This is a genomic window from Bradyrhizobium sp. NBAIM08, from assembly GCF_020193935.1.
Taxonomy (GTDB): domain Bacteria; phylum Pseudomonadota; class Alphaproteobacteria; order Rhizobiales; family Xanthobacteraceae; genus Bradyrhizobium; species Bradyrhizobium yuanmingense.
Window position 1 is genome coordinate 85,709 of sequence record NZ_JADYVR010000003.1, and the last position, 15,459, is coordinate 101,167.

The 15,459-nt window shown below is 63.8% G+C and carries 14 protein-coding genes and 1 pseudogene; 6 read left to right on the forward strand and 9 right to left on the reverse strand.

Annotated elements, in window-relative coordinates:
* The first annotated feature begins 252 nt into the window (after positions 1–252).
* Positions 253–417 carry a Flp family type IVb pilin gene (locus I6F37_RS11235; protein ID WP_035998610.1) on the forward strand — a complete coding sequence of 55 codons (165 nt, stop codon included), beginning with the start codon at positions 253–255 and terminating at the stop codon, positions 415–417.
* Positions 418–585: 168 nt separating this feature from the next.
* Positions 586–1,815: a glycosyltransferase family 87 protein gene (locus I6F37_RS11240; protein WP_225151217.1), complete on the forward strand. Its 1,230-nt coding sequence runs from the start codon at positions 586–588 to the stop codon at positions 1,813–1,815.
* A 54-nt stretch (positions 1,816–1,869) separates the two neighbouring features.
* Here the strand turns inward: I6F37_RS11240 and I6F37_RS11245 are convergent.
* From I6F37_RS11245 to I6F37_RS11265, 5 genes and pseudogenes are all read right to left on the reverse strand, one after another.
* Positions 1,870–2,850 (reverse strand): annotated as a pseudogene (locus I6F37_RS11245) (glycosyltransferase family 87 protein).
* A gap of 68 nt (positions 2,851–2,918) precedes the next feature.
* Positions 2,919–3,095 (reverse strand): hypothetical protein, encoded by a 177-nt coding sequence (locus tag I6F37_RS11250; protein ID WP_225151218.1) that lies wholly within the window; start codon positions 3,093–3,095, stop codon positions 2,919–2,921.
* A 74-nt stretch (positions 3,096–3,169) separates the two neighbouring features.
* Positions 3,170–4,768 carry a glycosyltransferase 87 family protein gene (locus I6F37_RS11255; RefSeq protein ID WP_225151220.1) on the reverse strand — a complete coding sequence of 533 codons (1,599 nt, stop codon included), beginning with the start codon at positions 4,766–4,768 and terminating at the stop codon, positions 3,170–3,172.
* 262 nt (positions 4,769–5,030) lie between these two features.
* Positions 5,031–5,501, reverse strand: coding sequence for a hypothetical protein (locus I6F37_RS11260; protein WP_225151222.1), 471 nt, complete (start codon positions 5,499–5,501; stop codon positions 5,031–5,033).
* Between the two features lie 252 nt (positions 5,502–5,753).
* Positions 5,754–6,479 carry a hypothetical protein gene (locus I6F37_RS11265; RefSeq protein WP_225151224.1) on the reverse strand — a complete coding sequence of 242 codons (726 nt, stop codon included), beginning with the start codon at positions 6,477–6,479 and terminating at the stop codon, positions 5,754–5,756.
* Between the two features lie 439 nt (positions 6,480–6,918).
* Here I6F37_RS11265 and I6F37_RS11270 point away from each other — a divergent pair, with 439 nt between their 5' ends.
* A complete protein-coding gene (locus I6F37_RS11270) occupies positions 6,919–7,599 on the forward strand; it encodes a TetR/AcrR family transcriptional regulator (protein ID WP_225151226.1) in 681 nt (226 codons plus the stop codon).
* Between the two features lie 36 nt (positions 7,600–7,635).
* Here the strand turns inward: I6F37_RS11270 and I6F37_RS11275 are convergent, their stop codons facing one another.
* The 3 genes from I6F37_RS11275 to I6F37_RS11285 form a co-directional block, all read right to left on the reverse strand.
* Positions 7,636–8,544, reverse strand: coding sequence for a DMT family transporter (locus I6F37_RS11275; protein WP_225151229.1), 909 nt, complete (start codon positions 8,542–8,544; stop codon positions 7,636–7,638).
* 248 nt (positions 8,545–8,792) lie between these two features.
* Positions 8,793–10,229: a pyruvate kinase gene (gene pyk / locus I6F37_RS11280; RefSeq protein ID WP_225151231.1), complete on the reverse strand. Its 1,437-nt coding sequence runs from the start codon at positions 10,227–10,229 to the stop codon at positions 8,793–8,795.
* On the reverse strand, positions 10,226–10,807 hold the full coding sequence (locus tag I6F37_RS11285) for a DUF1036 domain-containing protein (RefSeq protein WP_035998649.1): 582 nt from the start codon (positions 10,805–10,807) through the stop codon (positions 10,226–10,228). Before I6F37_RS11285 ends, pyk begins: the two co-directional genes overlap by 4 nt.
* 154 nt (positions 10,808–10,961) lie before the next feature.
* Between I6F37_RS11285 and I6F37_RS11290 the strand changes: the two genes are divergently transcribed.
* The 3 genes from I6F37_RS11290 (at position 10,962) to I6F37_RS11300 (ending at position 13,588) form a co-directional block, all read left to right on the forward strand.
* A complete protein-coding gene (locus I6F37_RS11290; RefSeq protein WP_035998652.1) occupies positions 10,962–11,267 on the forward strand; it encodes a DUF1244 domain-containing protein in 306 nt (101 codons plus the stop codon).
* A 195-nt stretch (positions 11,268–11,462) separates the two neighbouring features.
* Entirely contained in the window at positions 11,463–11,735 is a 273-nt protein-coding gene (locus I6F37_RS11295) for a DUF2312 domain-containing protein (RefSeq protein ID WP_018641571.1), read from the forward strand.
* Between the two features lie 86 nt (positions 11,736–11,821).
* Positions 11,822–13,588 carry an adenylate/guanylate cyclase domain-containing protein gene (locus tag I6F37_RS11300; RefSeq protein WP_225151233.1) on the forward strand — a complete coding sequence of 589 codons (1,767 nt, stop codon included), beginning with the start codon at positions 11,822–11,824 and terminating at the stop codon, positions 13,586–13,588.
* Positions 13,589–13,637: 49 nt separating this feature from the next.
* On the opposite strand, the gene I6F37_RS11305 is transcribed toward I6F37_RS11300, so the two are convergent.
* Positions 13,638–15,230, reverse strand: a complete 1,593-nt coding sequence (locus I6F37_RS11305; RefSeq protein ID WP_225151235.1) for a DUF882 domain-containing protein — start codon at positions 15,228–15,230, stop codon at positions 13,638–13,640.
* Positions 15,231–15,459: the final 229 nt, after the last annotated feature.

Sequence of the window (15,459 nt, forward strand, 5' to 3'; positions counted from 1 at the left end):
ATTGGACCACGCCGGTCATAACTTCGGGTAAACCGGCCGCGCCAGGCCGGCGTCAGATGCTTACAATTTAACGGATTGTTTCGAACTTGGATTTACCATGGGCCGATACACGCAATCCGCTCGGTGTTTACGCAGCCGAATTAACTGCGGTGCAATTCTTTGCCTCTACGTTCCGTTGCCATGGTCGGGCGGCGCTGGGAAGCCGAAGAGACCAGATCAGTTGTAGCCTCGTGTACTCATTTGGAGCACTCTATGAAGAACCTCGTTGCGCGTTTCATGAAGGATGAATCCGGCGCCACCGCCATTGAATACGGCCTGATCGCTGCCGGCATCGCGCTGGCGATCATCACCGTCGTCAACAACCTCGGCACCACGCTGAACACGAAGTTCAGCTCGATCTCGACCAGCCTCAAGTAAGGCTGGACGACCAGCGGAATAGCGAGGAGCCCCGTCATCGACGGGGCTCTTTTGCTTTGCCCGGGAATTCGGCGCGGGGCGTTCGACGATCGGGCTTAAGCCTCCTTCAAGCCACTCGGGTGTATGGCTTGGACGTATCCGCCTCACATGATCGCGTAAGGAAGCCGCATGGCCGAAGCCTCCTCCGTTCCGCCTGCAATCGGCCGTCACGGTGCGGTCCCAGCGATCCTCGTCAACATCTCCTTCGTGCTGGCGATCGTCACGCTGGCGTATTTTCCGACGGCCTATCTCGCCCATCTCTGGATCTTTGACGCCGACGGGCGCGGCATCCCCACTGATTTCGTCAACGTCTGGGCGGCCGGAAGACTGGCGCTCGAGGGGCATCCCGCGCAGGCCTGGGATTGGGACATTCAGAAGCAGGTCGAGCTTGCGCTTCTCAAGCAGGATTTTGTCGGCCATTTCGCCTGGCATTATCCGCCGCCCTTCCTGTTCGTCGCGTCCTTCCTCGCGCAATTTCCCTATACGGTGGCGTTCATCGGCTGGGCCGCGTTCAGCATGGTACCCTATCTCGCCGTGATGCGCGCCATCATCGGGCGCAACGCGGGCTTGGTAATTGCGGTTGGATTTCCGGCCGCCTTCCTCAACATCCTGGTCGGGCAGAACGGTTTCCTCACGGCCTCGCTGATCGGCGGCATGCTCTATCTGTTGCCGACGCGGCCGGTGCTGGCTGGAATCTGCCTCGGCCTTCTCAGCTACAAGCCGCAATACGGATTGTTGTTTCCGATTGTCCTGCTCGCCGCCGCCGAATGGACCGTGCTGTTCAGCGCCGCGATCGTCACCGTTGCGATCGCTGCACTATCCTGGTTCGCCTTCGGCACCGAAAGCTGGCAGGCGTTCTTCCACTGGATTCCGATGTTCTCCCAGGCCTTCCTGACCGAGGGCAGGGCGCCCTGGTTCAAGATGCAGAGCATCTTCGCGCTGGTGCGCTATCTCGGCGGCACCGAGCAGCTCGCATGGATCTTCCAGTGGGTGTTGACCACAGCTGTTGCCGTGGCGCTGGTCGTGGTGTGGCGGAGCCGGCTGCCCTATGCCCTCAAGGCGGCGATGCTCGCGACCGCGGCGCTGCTGACGACGCCCTATCTCTTCATGTACGATCTGGTCGTGCTGGGCATCGCCGTGGCCTTCCTCATCCGAGCCGGTCTCGACGAAGGTTTCGCACGCCACGAGGGGATGGCGCTGGCGCTCGTCTTCGGCCTGCTTGCGAGCTTCCTGTTTCTCGGGCAACCGGTCGGTTTTCCTGCGATCCTGATCGTGTTCGGGCTGATCCTTAGACGCTGCGCAGCCTGGCGGAGTGCCGAGGCCGCATCGGCGCAGGTCGTGCTCCCGCGAACGAGCTGAGAAGCTCGGTCGGGCACAGTCACCGGTCAGACGTCAGATGGGAAATGTCGCCACTCAAGCTAAAGCTGGCGATGCCACTGACGAGGCCTGCTTTGTTTTGCCATTGGACAACCGCCACAGGAGACGAGTGGCGAACAAGGGGAGGATCAGTAAAGCAATCGGTATTTGCGCGAAGCCGAATGGAAACATCAGAATAGGCAACATCCACAACGCAAGCGAAAGAACTTGATCGGCGAATGCTTCGTTTCCGCGCTGACGCAGAAGCGCGACAATCCATCCGAATACGACCATGTCGTAGTTCATGATCCAGGCTGAAAACAAGAAGGTGGCGGTAACGAAGAGCGCTAGTGAGAGGACCGGATCGCGCTTGCGCCAGAACGTCCAAACCACCGCACCGACGGCGCATACCGACGCCGCTCCTTGCACTACCCAGGCCAAATCAGCCGGAAGACCCGCAAGGCGGGCGTTGATCAAGGCTGAGGCAACGATCGGCCAGCCCATGATACCTGCCACGTCGAGCAGTTCGTGCTGTTGCGGCAAAACTTTATGCCAATATGCGATCCAGATTTCTGGCCCAAACCATGCTGCAGTCGCGGCGACAAGCGACACCGTCATGACGACGGCTGAACCAATGACTCGCCAGTGCCCTCCCAGCACCAGCACGATCGGAAGCAGGAGTCCGAGTTACGGCTTGATAGTCAGCATACCAAACAAAATTCCAGCGAGTATCGGCCGCCGCTCGAGGTTTGCCAGACCGCCGATCAAGAGCGCAGCGGTCAAGAAGCCATTTTGGCCGAGGAATACGTTAACCGTGACGGCAGGTGCGACGGCCAGAAACACCCAGTATTTTCGTTCGACACCACATGATGTTGCCGCCCAAACGTACAGGGCAAGCCCGGTGACGCACCACACAATGTACGACGGCAGAAAACCGAGCAAACCAAAGGGCCAAATGAAGAACAGAAGATGCGGCGGATACGACCAATACAGAGGTGCCAAATCGGGAATGCCGGTCACCTTCGCTATCGCAGCCATGTAGGCGCTGGAATCAAACCAGTCCGCAGGGCCGCCGGAAAAAGCCGATCGGCCGCCTATCCAAGTGTTCAGAAAATCTCGACCAACCGGAAAGGGTCAAGTACGAACGATGGGAACGACTGGGCTGCTGCCAGTTGGAAGTCAAATATGACAACCGCCAGCAGAATGGCCGCAGCGACCACGGTGAGGGACGCGTAGATCCTTACTGATGCTGGATTGCCTGTGCCGAGCTTGCCATGACTCATTGTACGCTCAAAGGGTAAGGCCTCTGTTCGAGAGGCGCGATGGTTCTCAAGTTTGAGTTCCGCGCGGACGGCGACTAATGCGCAGTCCGCGCGATCAGCGGGCAACTTTCGATCACCGTGCCGGGGCGGGCGCCCTCAATGGTGACGCAGGGCCGGGAGCGATCGATGGTGAGCTCGTAGCGATCCAGCAGCGCGCTGCGGTCCGGATCGCCGCGCATGTGCAATTCGCGGACGCCGCCGGGCAGCGGCGTCTTCAGCCCGGCGCGAATGCGCTGGTCGAAGATGCCGCCGGGGACGATCGGCACGGCGATATCGGCGAGCAGGTAGAAGCGCGATTGGGAGGGCAGCTGCGGCGCGATATAGGCCAGCGGCTTGCCGAGGATGAAATAGGTCGCGGGCTGATCGAGCTCGTGGGCGATCTTCGGCCGGTAGACGTCGGACCAGGGGCGGTGCCACCAGTCCGCCGGCTGCGACCACGCTGCGATCGCGACTGCGAGCGTCAACGTCAACACGGCGAGCGGACGAGGGGACGCCGTCAGCGATGGCGGTCCGGTGCTCGCGGCGAGGCGCGTGAGCAGGAGAACGATCAGCGGACCGCACAGGAGCTCCAGAACCACCGCATAGCGCTGGATCGAGAACAAGCCGAGCCATGCGAGGTAAGAGGCCGCAAACAGCACTACCAGCTGCACGTCACCCCGGGTGAGGATCGCGCTCTTGCGCCTCGCGCGGACCCACAGGCCGAGCACGAGCAGGACCATCACCACCGCGAAGCGCGCGTCGCGGAACGGATGCTCCGCGCCTCGGTGGTCGCCGATCAGCCAGTAGAAGGGGTAGGCCAGTGCGTCGAGCACGCCGTGAGGCATGAACTGCGCATCCATCAGGTTGACGCCGGCCACCTCGCTCGACTGGAACAGTGCATTGAACAGCGGGAAGATCGGATTGCCGGTGTCGCGCCACGTGATCAGGCACCATCCGCCGCCGGTGAGCGCCGCGCCGACCATCCCGCCGATGCCAAGAAGCGCGATCGCGCGAAGCGGACGCGCGGAGACGAGCAGCGCCGCGGCAGCGCCGATCGCGTAGACGACATTGGTCAGCTTCAGCCCGACGGCGGCACCGATCAGCAATCCCGCGAGCAGGACGCAGATCGCGGGTCGGCGATCCGCCACCAGGATCAGAAGGCAGCCGCCGATCACGGGCAAGGCCAGCAGCACGTCGGAAAAGCTCGTGCCAACTTCCGAGAGCGTCATCGGACCCGAGGCAGCGATGACGACCACTGCTGCGACCGACGCGATGGTTGCGGCCTGGCGCAGCACCAGACGTGCGAACAGGCAGATCAGCGCGAGGTTGAGGCCGTGAACGGCGCCGATGATCATCAGACCGTAGGGCGCCGGCAGCACATGGCGGAGATAGTAGACCGGAAAATAGACGAGCGGATTGAAGTAGGTCTGAAAGCCCGGCGGGACCACATCGACGCCATAGCGGCCGTTGAGAACGGCCCAGACATTGTATTCGTGGTAGTTCTGCCAATCCCAGTTGACGTCCTCGCCCATGGCCAGGGTGTAGAGCGCGCCCGCCAGCATCGCGCAGACGACAACGGCGATGGCTGTAAGCGCATTGCCGCGCTGCTTCGCCCTCCACGACCGCCGCAGCCTGTCGGCCGCGGGCAGGGACATGACCTCTCGCAGATCGGAGGAAATGGCCGCGCGTTCCAGCATCAAGGCGCCATCGGCGCCGGGAACATCACGAGCAGAGCCGGGTCGCTGAACCGCAGAAAGCCCGCTCGTGAAATGCATTGCCGAATTCCAATTTACAACCGTATGACTATGGATAGCCAGTTAAAGTTGTATGAATCTATGCGGGAACTTTGCGTGATTGCACGTCAAAGTCGCGAGTAGTCGAGGGCTCGAATCGGTCCTCCGGGTCGACCTGCAGCGTTTAGGGCCTGATGCCCAGGCGCTCGCGCTCATCGTTCCAGAATTTCTCTTCCCAACTCCGATACTCTGCCTCGCTCATCGGAAATCCGGCCAAATGCCAATGACCGCCATCGTCCGCGTACACGACGACAAAATAATCCCTCTCCAGCTCGGACTTGGTACGCGGCACCGGAATTAGGGAATGGGTTTGATCAGTTACTCCGAACGTCGCGTCGAAGACCGAGTCGACCGATGCATTTCCGCTCTGGACTTCGAGAACCCTGAGGCTGACCGCGAGACGCTCCCTGAGAGAATCGTTCCCACGGCCTCCCGGTGGAATCCGCCCACCCAGGCCGGCCGCAGTCCCCAGTAGCCGCACTCTCGCCAGCAGTACTTCCTTGGCCGTCGTGGGTAATGTTGACGTGCGAATATCGCTCGGAGGCTTATCGAGAAAGTACATAACGGGCAGCTCGGATCCGGCTGTGAGCAGCATCTTTCGTTCTCCTCTCCAAGATGAGCTTGCCGGGACCAAATGTGCCGCGAATCGGACTTGGAGGGTTTGGTTCTTGGTCGGCTGCTCGGCCGAAAAGGTTGCTGTGGGCAACGCCACAACGAGAATGGCGCAGCTTGCTCCGCGTGCAGCGAGTTTGCGTCTCATGACGACGCACCATCAACGTTCATGTCGTCGGCACGGTCGCCCAGTCTTTCGTTTTCTTTGATTGTTGCTGTCGTGGAGAGGCGTCTCTTACCGCTGCGACTCTCTATGGAATTCCATCATTGTTCGAGGCGGGACTTCTTGACATTGCACGACAGTGCGAGGTCGCGATGCATCGCCATCGATGCCTTCAATCGTGATGGTCTGGCGGCTTCTGCTCCATACGACCCGGCGGAGGACCTCGAAATTCATCGAGAGCGTGACGTCATCCTGGCCGGCATCGGTGACTTCACCGCGAAACCCTCTTCCCTCCTTGCCACGCTCGAAGAGTGCTTGTTTCGAAGCTGCATCCATCGTGAAGTACACAGCGCCTGTGTGTTCACAGCGTACAGAGATCGGATTCAGAATGGGATCGCGAACCCCGAAGCTCAAAATGCTTCTCGGGGGCGTGACAGTGCACGGATGGGTTAATGTCGGCCGAAAGGTGGGGTCGTCGAGTCCCGGCCAAGTCATCGTCTTCTTGTTGCTATCAAAGATCAGGCCGATCCGACCTGGACGAACGCGCAGCATGAATTCGATCTTTCCATCGTTTTTGGAAATGATTTCTCCAGAACGTGTAGTGATGCCGAAATTTGTTTCGAGGTCTATCGGTGGCGTCTCAAACACGACAGCATTGGCATCGACGTCGAACGTCGCGAAGTAGAGGCGGGCGGGAATGCCGCCTTCACACCGCACCGAAAATAATTCACCGGCTGCCGCGCGGTCTGGCGTCGGCATCAGAAAGAGAATGAGCGCGAGGCCCAAGAGCCGCTTCATGACGCACGCTCCGTTCGTCCATGAGACTGTCCACCGCAGCTTGAGAGAGCGCCGAGTCTTTCGAGGCTTCGAAAACTGCCTGGCAGTGAAGATCGATGCCATCAGCACACTGCACCAGGCGCGCGTCAACTTCTGGCTGCGAACAGGATAAATGAACCTATAAGTATATGATCGTAGCGCAATCCAGCCGGAACACTCACAGGCGAAACACCGACCACTGAATTCACATTGTGCGATCCAAGCCCTCCAAGAATACTCGTTCAGTCTCTCGACCGGTTCGTTTGACGCCTCCGTCCGCCCACCATGACGCCCCACGCATTTGCATCTTGTCATTCACCCTGAATAGTTGTTCAGTCCTTGCGGGGCGATTTGCATCTATTGCGTGAGAAGCGTTCGGCCGCAGGGCGTGCGGTGGGCGTGGTGGGACAGGAAGCGCGCCATGGTTTATCGGCGGACGCATCAAGTGGTGAAGCGCCTTGCGGCGCGGCGCAGCGCCATACTGGCGGCGGCGCGGGAGGCGGCGGCGGAAGGGGGGATGGCGGCGGTGCAGATCGCACCGGTCGCGGTCCGGGCCAATGTCGCGGCGGGCACGGTCTACCGTTATTTCCCCTCCAAGGCCGACCTGATCTCCGAGCTCATTGCCGAGGTCTCCCGCGACGAGCTCGCGGCGATCCGAAGGGCGGCCGATGCCGCGCCGGGGCCGTCCTCGGCGCTGGCGGCCGCCGTCACCACCGTGGCGGTGCATACGCTGTCGCAGCGCCGGCTGGCCTGGGGCATCCTGGCCGAGCCTGTCGATGTCGATGTCAGCGCCTCCCGTCTGGCCAGCCGGCGCGAGATCGCCGGCGAGATCGCCTCCCGGATCGACGCCGCCGTGCGTGCCGGCCATCTGCCGGCGCAGGACACCGCGCTTGCGGCCACCGCCTTGCTCGGCGCGCTGCATGAGGCGCTCGTCGGCCCGCTCGCGCCCGACAATCTCGAGGATCCCGTCAAGATGCGCGATGCGGTGCAGACCGTGACCCTGCTGGCGCTGCGCGCCGTCGGCGTCATGGACGCTCGTGCCCGCGGCCTCGTGGTGCAGCAGACGCTGCTGCCGACGACCAAGGCACTGGTCGGCGCCTGAGCCGACCCGCCACCGGGATCTGGCCCAAGCTCCCTGTTATCCTGCTGCATCAGCATTTTCCCGGCCGGACTGATCAACCCCGGTGGGACGCTTCAGAAGAATGAGCCCGGCGGTCACAATGAGGACGGCTCCGGCGATCGTGGAGCCTTGCGGGATATGCTTGAAGACAAGATAGCCGATGGCTGTGGAACCGAGCAGTTCGAGATAGACCAGCGGCGACAGGGTGGACGCTTCGGCGAAGCGAAATGCCGCGATGGACAGGACATGACTGACAGCAGAGAGCGCACCCAAAGCCAGAAAGAACATGACAGCGTCCCAAGCCGGTGTGGTCCAGGTCAAGATGGCTTGTGGCGTCAGGAGCACCATGCCGACGACACACTGGAAGGCGAGCGTCTTGACGGGATCGCTGACCAGAGAAGCCTGCCGCGTTGCGATCAGATAGAGCGCGAACGTTAGCCCGGCGCCGAGCGCCAGCAGGATGCCGGGCTCGATGTCGCCGTCCGGGCGCAGAATGACGATGGCGCCGGTGAAGCCCAGCGCCAGGCTCGCGAGCTTTCGTTGCGTCAAACGCTCCTTCAGGACCATGGCGGCGAGCGCGACCGCGATGACCGGCCCCACGAAATAGGCGCTGACGGCTGTAGCCAGCGGAACGGTCGCGATGGACAGGAAGTAAAGCGTCATCCCGGTGACGAGGAACACCGTCCGCAGCATATGGGAGGCGCGCCGTTCGGCGGGAAAGATCTCTCCTTTGTACCTGATCGCGGCCACCGGAAGGACGACGGCGCTTGCCACGGCGTAGCGCGCCCAGGCGATGAAGAGCGGCGAATAGTCGGCGCTCAGATATTTGGCGATCCCATCGACCAGCGGGATCGAAAGCATCGCGGCCGCCATGAGCACGATGCCCAGCGTCGGGCGGGCGCGGGCTTCGGATTCTACGGTGGCCATGCGACCGATTCCATTCGAACAACTTCTCGCCGCCCCCGCGGCTTGGTGCAGCTGACGCTGATGCCGGCGAACACGGCGCTGGTCGGGACCTGAAGAAATCGCGCCGCGAGCCAAAAGGCGACCTGATCGCGCTCAGGCCATTGCCCGAGCGTGCCTTTTCGCAAAACCCCGGCAAGACCGGCCAGAGTGGCCGGCTACTGTGCATGGGGTTGTTTTTTGACTTTTTGTTTGGCCGCCCTGGCGGACCCTCATATGTTCGCGTCGCCCTCGGGCCCGACCGAGGCGATGCGCACCATGTTGGTGGTGCCGGGGATGCCGAGCGGCACGCCGGCGACGATGATGACGCGCTGGCCGGCGCGGACGAAACCGTCGCGGAAGGCGATCTGGCCGGCGCGGCTCACCATGTCGTCCTGGTCGCGCGCGTCCTCCGCCACCACGCAATGCACGCCCCAGGCGACCGCGAGCCGTCGGCCGGCGGTGATGTTCGGCGTGATCGCCACGATCGGCGGCTTCGGCCGCTCGCGCGCCACGCGCACGGCAGTCGAGCCCGATGAGGTCCAGCAGATCAAGGCCGGCAAATCGAGGGTCTCGGCGATCTGCCGGGCGGCGTCGGCGATGGCATCGCCCGCGGTGGATTCCGGCGCCGGGCGCTGGGCCATGATCACCGAACGGTAGGTCGGATCGCGCTCGACCTCCTCGCCGATGCGGTTCATGGTCGAGACCGCCTCGACCGGGAATTTGCCGGCCGCCGATTCCGCCGACAGCATGATGGCGTCGGCGCCCTCATAGACCGCGGTGGCGACGTCGGAGACTTCGGCGCGGGTCGGCACCGGCGACTGGATCATCGATTCCAGCATCTGGGTCGCGATCACCACCGGCTTGCCGGCGCGGCGCGCCATCCGCGTCATCTGCTTCTGCAGGCTCGGCACCCGCTCCAGCGGCAGCTCGACGCCGAGGTCGCCGCGCGCCACCATCAGCGCATCGGAAGCCTCGATGATGTCGGCGAGGCGGTCGATCGCCTGCGGCTTCTCGATCTTGGCCATCACGGCGGCCCGGCCGCGGATCATCTTCTTGGCCTCGATGACGTCGTCGGCGCGCTGCACGAAGGACAGCGCGATCCAGTCGACGCCGGTGACGAGGGCGGCCTCGAGATCGGCGCGGTCCTTGGGCGTCATCGCCGAGACCGGCAGGTCGGTGTCGGGCAGGCTGACGCCCTTGCGGTCGCTCATCTTGCCGCCGACCACGACACGCGTCACCGCATGCTCCTTCGAGGTCTCCTCCGCGATCAGCCGCACCTTGCCGTCGTCGAGCAGCAGCGCATGGCCGGGCCTGAGCGCCGCCAGGATCTCCGGATGCGGGAGCTGGACGCGCGTGGCATCGCCGGGCGTCTTGTCGGAATCCAGCGTGAAGGTCTGTCCGTTCTGGAGCTGAATCGCCCCTTCGGCAAAGGCGCCCAGTCTCAGCTTCGGGCCCTGCAGGTCGACCAGGATGCCGATCGGCCGGCCGTAGCTGCTCTCGACGTTGCGGATCGTCGCCACCAGCTCCCGCATCTTGTCATGCGGGGTGTGGCTCATGTTGATGCGGAACAGGTCGGCGCCGGCCTCGAACAGGCGGCGGATCATCGCGAGGTCTGAAGAGGCTGGTCCCAGGGTCGCGAGAATCTTGATACGGCGAAGGCGCCTCATGGCTTATTTCCAGACGGGGGTGGCAGGCCGGGCGAGCCCGGGGGCGTAGCACCGGGCGGGCTATTGGGCAAACCCGGAACGCCGCCCGGGCCCACCGGGCCGGGCAGGCCAGGCACGCGCTGCTGCGCCGGCTGTTCGTTGGCGTCGGTCAGCTGCACCGTCCAGGCGCGCTGCTCGCCGGTGTCGACCTCGAAATAGCCGGTGCGGTCATAGCCGCGGGCCAGGCAATCCTCGGTGCCGCGGATGGTGAACTCCTTGTCGCGGGAGCACATGAAGGCTTGGCCCGACCATTCGCCGCCGCGGTCGTAGTCGATGGCGTAGATGTAGTAGTACCGGGCGACCAGCGTGCCGCGCAGCAGCGTCTCGCAGGAACGGGACGAGATGTTCCACCAGCCCTCGGTGGTCCAGCCCTCGGCGTCCTTGTAGCCGAGCGCGATCCCGACCCGGCTCGACGTGTTGTTGCAGAGGCGGAAATCGGCGGAGGCCGGGCCGGCGTAGAGGCACGCCAGGGCGACCACCAGCACCGGGACCAACCGGGCGAGCAGGTAAAGCGGGGAGCGGGGAGATTCGGCAGTCATTGTCGCGGAAGCTATACCAGATCATTGACGATTTGGCGTTGGGCCGGGGGCAGCCGGGCAGTGGCCCCTTTGCGCCGCGATATGGCAAAATCTGTGACAAGACCCACCTGATCCCGTAACCCTGCCCCGGAACGGACCTTGAGGAAAGACAGCCATGGCAATCGACGACAAAACCAGAACGGAGCTCGAGGCGGCCGCTTTTCGGCGCTTGGTCGAGCATCTGCGGAGCCGCACCGACGTCCAGAACATCGACCTGATGAATCTGGCCGGCTTCTGCCGCAATTGCCTGTCCAACTGGCTCAAGGACGCCGCGGACGCCCAGGGCGTCGCCTTGAGCAAGGACGAGAGCCGGGAGGCCGTCTACGGCATGCCCTATGAGACCTGGAAGGCGAAGCACCAGGGCACGGCCACGCCCGAGCAGCTCGAGGCGATGAAGAAGGTCCATCCCCACGGGCATTGAACGGCCCATCGCCGAGCCCTGAGTCGCACCACACAACAGCTTTCTGTGCGTCGGCGCAGGAAGGTGTGGGCGCGCTGTGGACGAGCGTGATGCTTGCTTGAACGCTGGGAGCGCCGACCCTAAGGGTCTACCCAGCACGCGCGGTGAGGGATGCCGGCGTCACCTCGTTTTGCCAGTTCCATTGGGAGTACCAAGATGGCCACCTCCGCCGCCGTCCGCGACGACGAGCCCGCGACGAAATTCGCCAAGGACCAGCTCAAATCCATCATCGAGCGCATCGAGCGGCTGGAGGAAGAGAAGAAGGCGATCTCCGACGACATCCGCGACGTCTATGCCGAAAGCAAGGGCAACGGCTACGACGTCAAGGCGCTGCGCACCATCGTGCGCCTGCGCAAGCAGGACCCCAACGAGCGCGCCGAGGCAGAGACCATCCTCGAGACCTACATGCAGGCGCTGGGGATGCTCTGAGGCGCCCCGCCCGGTCGGCGTTGCAGCGCACCAAGCTTGGGCAAAATCTCGGCATCTGCTAGGTTGCTCGGTGAAGGGACCGAGCGATGGATGTGCCGGGACCAGAGCGCAGGCTTGCCGCGGTTCTCGCTGCCGACATGGTCGGCTTCAGCCGGCTGATGGAGGTCGACGAGGCCGGCACTCTTGCGCGCCTCAAGACCCATCGTGTCGAGCTCATCGATCCTGCCATTGCCAAGAATCGCGGCCGTATCATCAAGACGACCGGCGACGGCATGCTCGCGGAATTCCACAGCGTCGTCGATGCCGTGCTATGTGCGGCCGAGGTTCAGCGCCGCATGGCGCGGCGCAATGCCGACGTCCCGCCGCCGCGGTGGATCCAATTCCGCATCGGCATCAATCTCGGCGACGTCATCGTCGATCAGAACGACATATTCGGCGATGGCGTCAACGTCGCGGCGCGGCTGGAGACGCTGGCCGAGCCCGGAGGAATCTGCGTCTCCGGCGCGGTGCGCGATCAGGTCGGCGACCGGCTCGACGGCGTTCAGTTCGACGATCTCGGTGAACAGAGCGTCAAGAACATCGCCCGTCCAATCCGCATCTTCCGCATTCGGCTGGCGGAGGGGCCCGCAAGCCTGCCTGACGGGTCCAATCGTGCTCTGACGCCGCCGGGTGTTTCGAAGAAGCCGTCCATCGCCGTGCTGCCGTTCGCCAATATGAGCGGCGATCCGGAGCAGGAGTTCTTCGCTGACGGTCTCACCGAGGACATCATCACCGAGCTTTCGCGCTTCCACGACCTGCTCGTCATCTCCCGCAACTCGACGTTCGTCTACAAGGGCAAGGCCGTAAAGGTTCAGGACATCGGCCGTGAGTTCGGAGTCGACTATGTCATCGAGGGCAGCGTTCGCAAGGCCGGCGAGCGCGTCCGCGTCACCGTGCAGCTGATCGATGCAGAGACTGACCGCCATATCTGGGCCGAACGCTACGACCGCGAGCTCCGGGATATCTTCGCCATCCAGGACGAGATGACCCGCGCGATCGTGGCGACGTTGCCGGGGCGAGTAGAAGCCGCAACGCACGACCGCACCAAGCGCAAGCCGACCGACAACATGCCCGCTTACGAATGCGTGCTGGCTGCAAAGCTCCTGCATCATCGATCAACCCGCGACGACAACGCTCAGGCGCAGACGCTGCTCAACCGTGCGCTTTCGATGGATCCGAACTATGCCCACGCTCATGCCTGGAAGGCATGCGTGCTCGGTCAGTGCTGGATCTATGGCTGGTGCGCCGACCGCGAGGCGACCTTCGAGCAGGTTGCTTCGGAGCTGGAAATTGCGTTGGCGCTCGACGACAACGACGCGGACGTGCACCGAATTCTCGCCGCGCTCAATCTGACGCGACACGACTACGAAAAGGCCACCTATCACCAGGAGCGTGCACTCGCCCTCAATCCGAACTACGACCTTGTCGTCGTGCAACAGGGAGAGCTTCTGACTTGGCTGGGCCTGCCGGAGGAAGGTATCGACTGGATCAGGAAAGCGATGCGTCTCAATCCCTATCATCCCGAGCGCTTCTGGAGCCATCTGGGCCGCGCCTATTATTGCGCGGAGAAATACGCCGAGGCCGCCGAGGCGTTTTCAAGGATCACGCGCCCCGACTATACCCATCATGCGTTCCTGGCGGCGACATTCGCGCAGATGAAGAACGCGATCGCGGCCGGCGCTCACGCCGCCGAGGTCTTGAAGCGCGAACCGGGATTCTCGGTGGCAGCTTATCTTGCGACGCTGCACTACAAGCGCGAGCCCGACCGGCAGCGCCACGAGGCCGGTCTCATCGCGGCCGGCTTGCCGGCTTGATCGACCCCGGGCAAGGACGAACAGAGAGAGCTTTGCTGGTACAGAGGACTCAGCGCAGCGCGGCGGTGCGCACGACGAACGACGTCGTCTCGAGCTTTGCGGTCGCGCTGCCCGAGAAATTGTCGCAGGACAGGCCCTGCATTGGGTCGTCGGAGAAGCCCATCGCGATCACGGAGCGCGGCTTGACGAAATAGCCGCGCAGCGCCGCGGTATCGAGCTCGCCCATCAGCGTCACCGACATCGCGTGGCTGGCGCTCGGCGACAGCATCACGATCTTGAGCCAGATGCTCTCGCCCTTGGCCGCGGAGAGGCGGGTCGCGGTTGCGACCCTGCCGTCGACGCTCTTGCCGACCACGCTGTTGATCTCCGTTGCCTGAGCCAGGCTGCGGGGGCGGGCGGTGCGCGGGATCGGCGCGGAGGCGGCGACGACGTTGGCGCGGTCGACCGGGGAGGCCGCCGGCGCGAAAGCCAGGGCTTGGAGGGCCGCGTTGGACACGCTCGCGGTTGGTTGCGGATCGGTGGCCGCGGCCAGCGCCTGGCGCGCCTTCAGCGCGGCGACCTGCGCCGGTGTCGCCTGCTGCGGCGTGGTCGGAACGTCATCCCAGAAGCCGCGCGCATTGATGATGTCGGCCGGGGTTTCCGGCTTGCTGGCAGCGGGCTTGTCAGCCACGGGCGCGGGCTTCGGCTTGGGCGGCGCGACGATCTGCGCATCGGCCGACGCGAGCTGGATCGCGGCGGCGATCTGCGGCTTGGCGCGGGGCGTCGGCACCGGCTCGGCGGGCTTGGCGGCGGCTGCGACGACGGTCGGTGCCGCCGGCTTCGCGGCCGGGGCGGGCGCGCCCTCGTCATCCTCGTCGCTGGCGGCCGGAGCTGCCGGCTTGCTCCTGAACAAGGCTGCGAAGAAATTCGGCTTGCTGCCGGCATCATCGCCGCTGCCGCGCCGCTCGATCTCGGCCTTGGCGAGCTCATAGTTCTTCAGCGGCACCCCATCGGTCGGCAGATGCACGGTCTTGCCGTCCGGGAAGACGCGGGCGAGCTGGTCATGCGTCATCCGCGGCCAGTGCCGGACGCTGCCGGTGTCGAGGTGCACGAAAGGCGAGCCGGAGGTGGGATAGAAGCCGACGCCGCCGCGCTGCAGACGCAGGCCGGCGAAGCGGATCTGCTCCAGCGGCACGCCGGGGATGTAGAAGTCTATCGCATGGCCCAGCATGTGCTGGCTGGCGCGCGCCACGCCGGAGGAGCGGCGGCGGAGCATGGCGTTGGTGGCGGGGGAGCGATAGGAGGAGATGATCTGGATCGGCTGCTTGCCGTCGACGTCCCGATAGACTTCCCAGAGGATGTCGAACAGGCGACGGTCCATGACCGTCTGCTCCTGGCTGCGCCAGTCGCGCAGGAAATGGTTGAGCTGCTTCAGCGCCGCTTCGTCATAGCGCCCGTCGCGCTTGAAGGTGACGGTGAGGTCTTCGCCGGAATGGGTGTGGTGGAACGAGAGCGTCTTGGTCTCGTTCAGCGCGGCGGCGTCATGAACCGAACCGGCGGCCGCAAGCAGCAATGCAGCCGCAAGGCCGATCCGGGACCCGGCCTTCACGCCCGCATGGGACAACGACAGCACAGCAAGTTGGCGTGCGAGACCAGTCAGCACGTATGAGCCCACCCAGTCGACGAGCGTTCAAATGGACTCTCCCGCCAACCCCGTTAGCAGCGCGAAAGAGGATGAACGCTTTCTTAAAGCGAGAAGGTTAATTTGAGGTTGACCTTCCCGCCCCCAAACCAAGTCAGATTACGATCCTAACCGGTTGACTGTGGCAAAAAAACGCCCGCCGCCCGGGTGGACGGCGGGACATGGTTAACGTCAGACGAACCCATCGGGG

Excerpts from the sequence above, each read along its gene's own strand:
- I6F37_RS11235 (WP_035998610.1), top strand. The coding sequence starts at position 253 with ATGAAGAACCTCGTTGCGCGTTTCATGAAGGATGAATCCGGCGCCACC.
- I6F37_RS11240 (WP_225151217.1), top strand. The coding sequence starts at position 586 with ATGGCCGAAGCCTCCTCCGTTCCGCCTGCAATCGGCCGTCACGGTGCG.
- I6F37_RS11250 (WP_225151218.1), bottom strand. The coding sequence starts at position 3,095 with ATGAGTCATGGCAAGCTCGGCACAGGCAATCCAGCATCAGTAAGGATC.
- I6F37_RS11255 (WP_225151220.1), bottom strand. The coding sequence starts at position 4,768 with ATGTCCCTGCCCGCGGCCGACAGGCTGCGGCGGTCGTGGAGGGCGAAG.
- I6F37_RS11260 (WP_225151222.1), bottom strand. The coding sequence starts at position 5,501 with ATGCTGCTCACAGCCGGATCCGAGCTGCCCGTTATGTACTTTCTCGAT.
- I6F37_RS11265 (WP_225151224.1), bottom strand. The coding sequence starts at position 6,479 with ATGAAGCGGCTCTTGGGCCTCGCGCTCATTCTCTTTCTGATGCCGACG.
- I6F37_RS11270 (WP_225151226.1), top strand. The coding sequence starts at position 6,919 with ATGGTTTATCGGCGGACGCATCAAGTGGTGAAGCGCCTTGCGGCGCGG.
- I6F37_RS11275 (WP_225151229.1), bottom strand. The coding sequence starts at position 8,544 with ATGGCCACCGTAGAATCCGAAGCCCGCGCCCGCCCGACGCTGGGCATC.
- pyk (WP_225151231.1), bottom strand. The coding sequence starts at position 10,229 with ATGAGGCGCCTTCGCCGTATCAAGATTCTCGCGACCCTGGGACCAGCC.
- I6F37_RS11285 (WP_035998649.1), bottom strand. The coding sequence starts at position 10,807 with ATGACTGCCGAATCTCCCCGCTCCCCGCTTTACCTGCTCGCCCGGTTG.
- I6F37_RS11290 (WP_035998652.1), top strand. The coding sequence starts at position 10,962 with ATGGCAATCGACGACAAAACCAGAACGGAGCTCGAGGCGGCCGCTTTT.
- I6F37_RS11295 (WP_018641571.1), top strand. The coding sequence starts at position 11,463 with ATGGCCACCTCCGCCGCCGTCCGCGACGACGAGCCCGCGACGAAATTC.
- I6F37_RS11300 (WP_225151233.1), top strand. The coding sequence starts at position 11,822 with ATGGATGTGCCGGGACCAGAGCGCAGGCTTGCCGCGGTTCTCGCTGCC.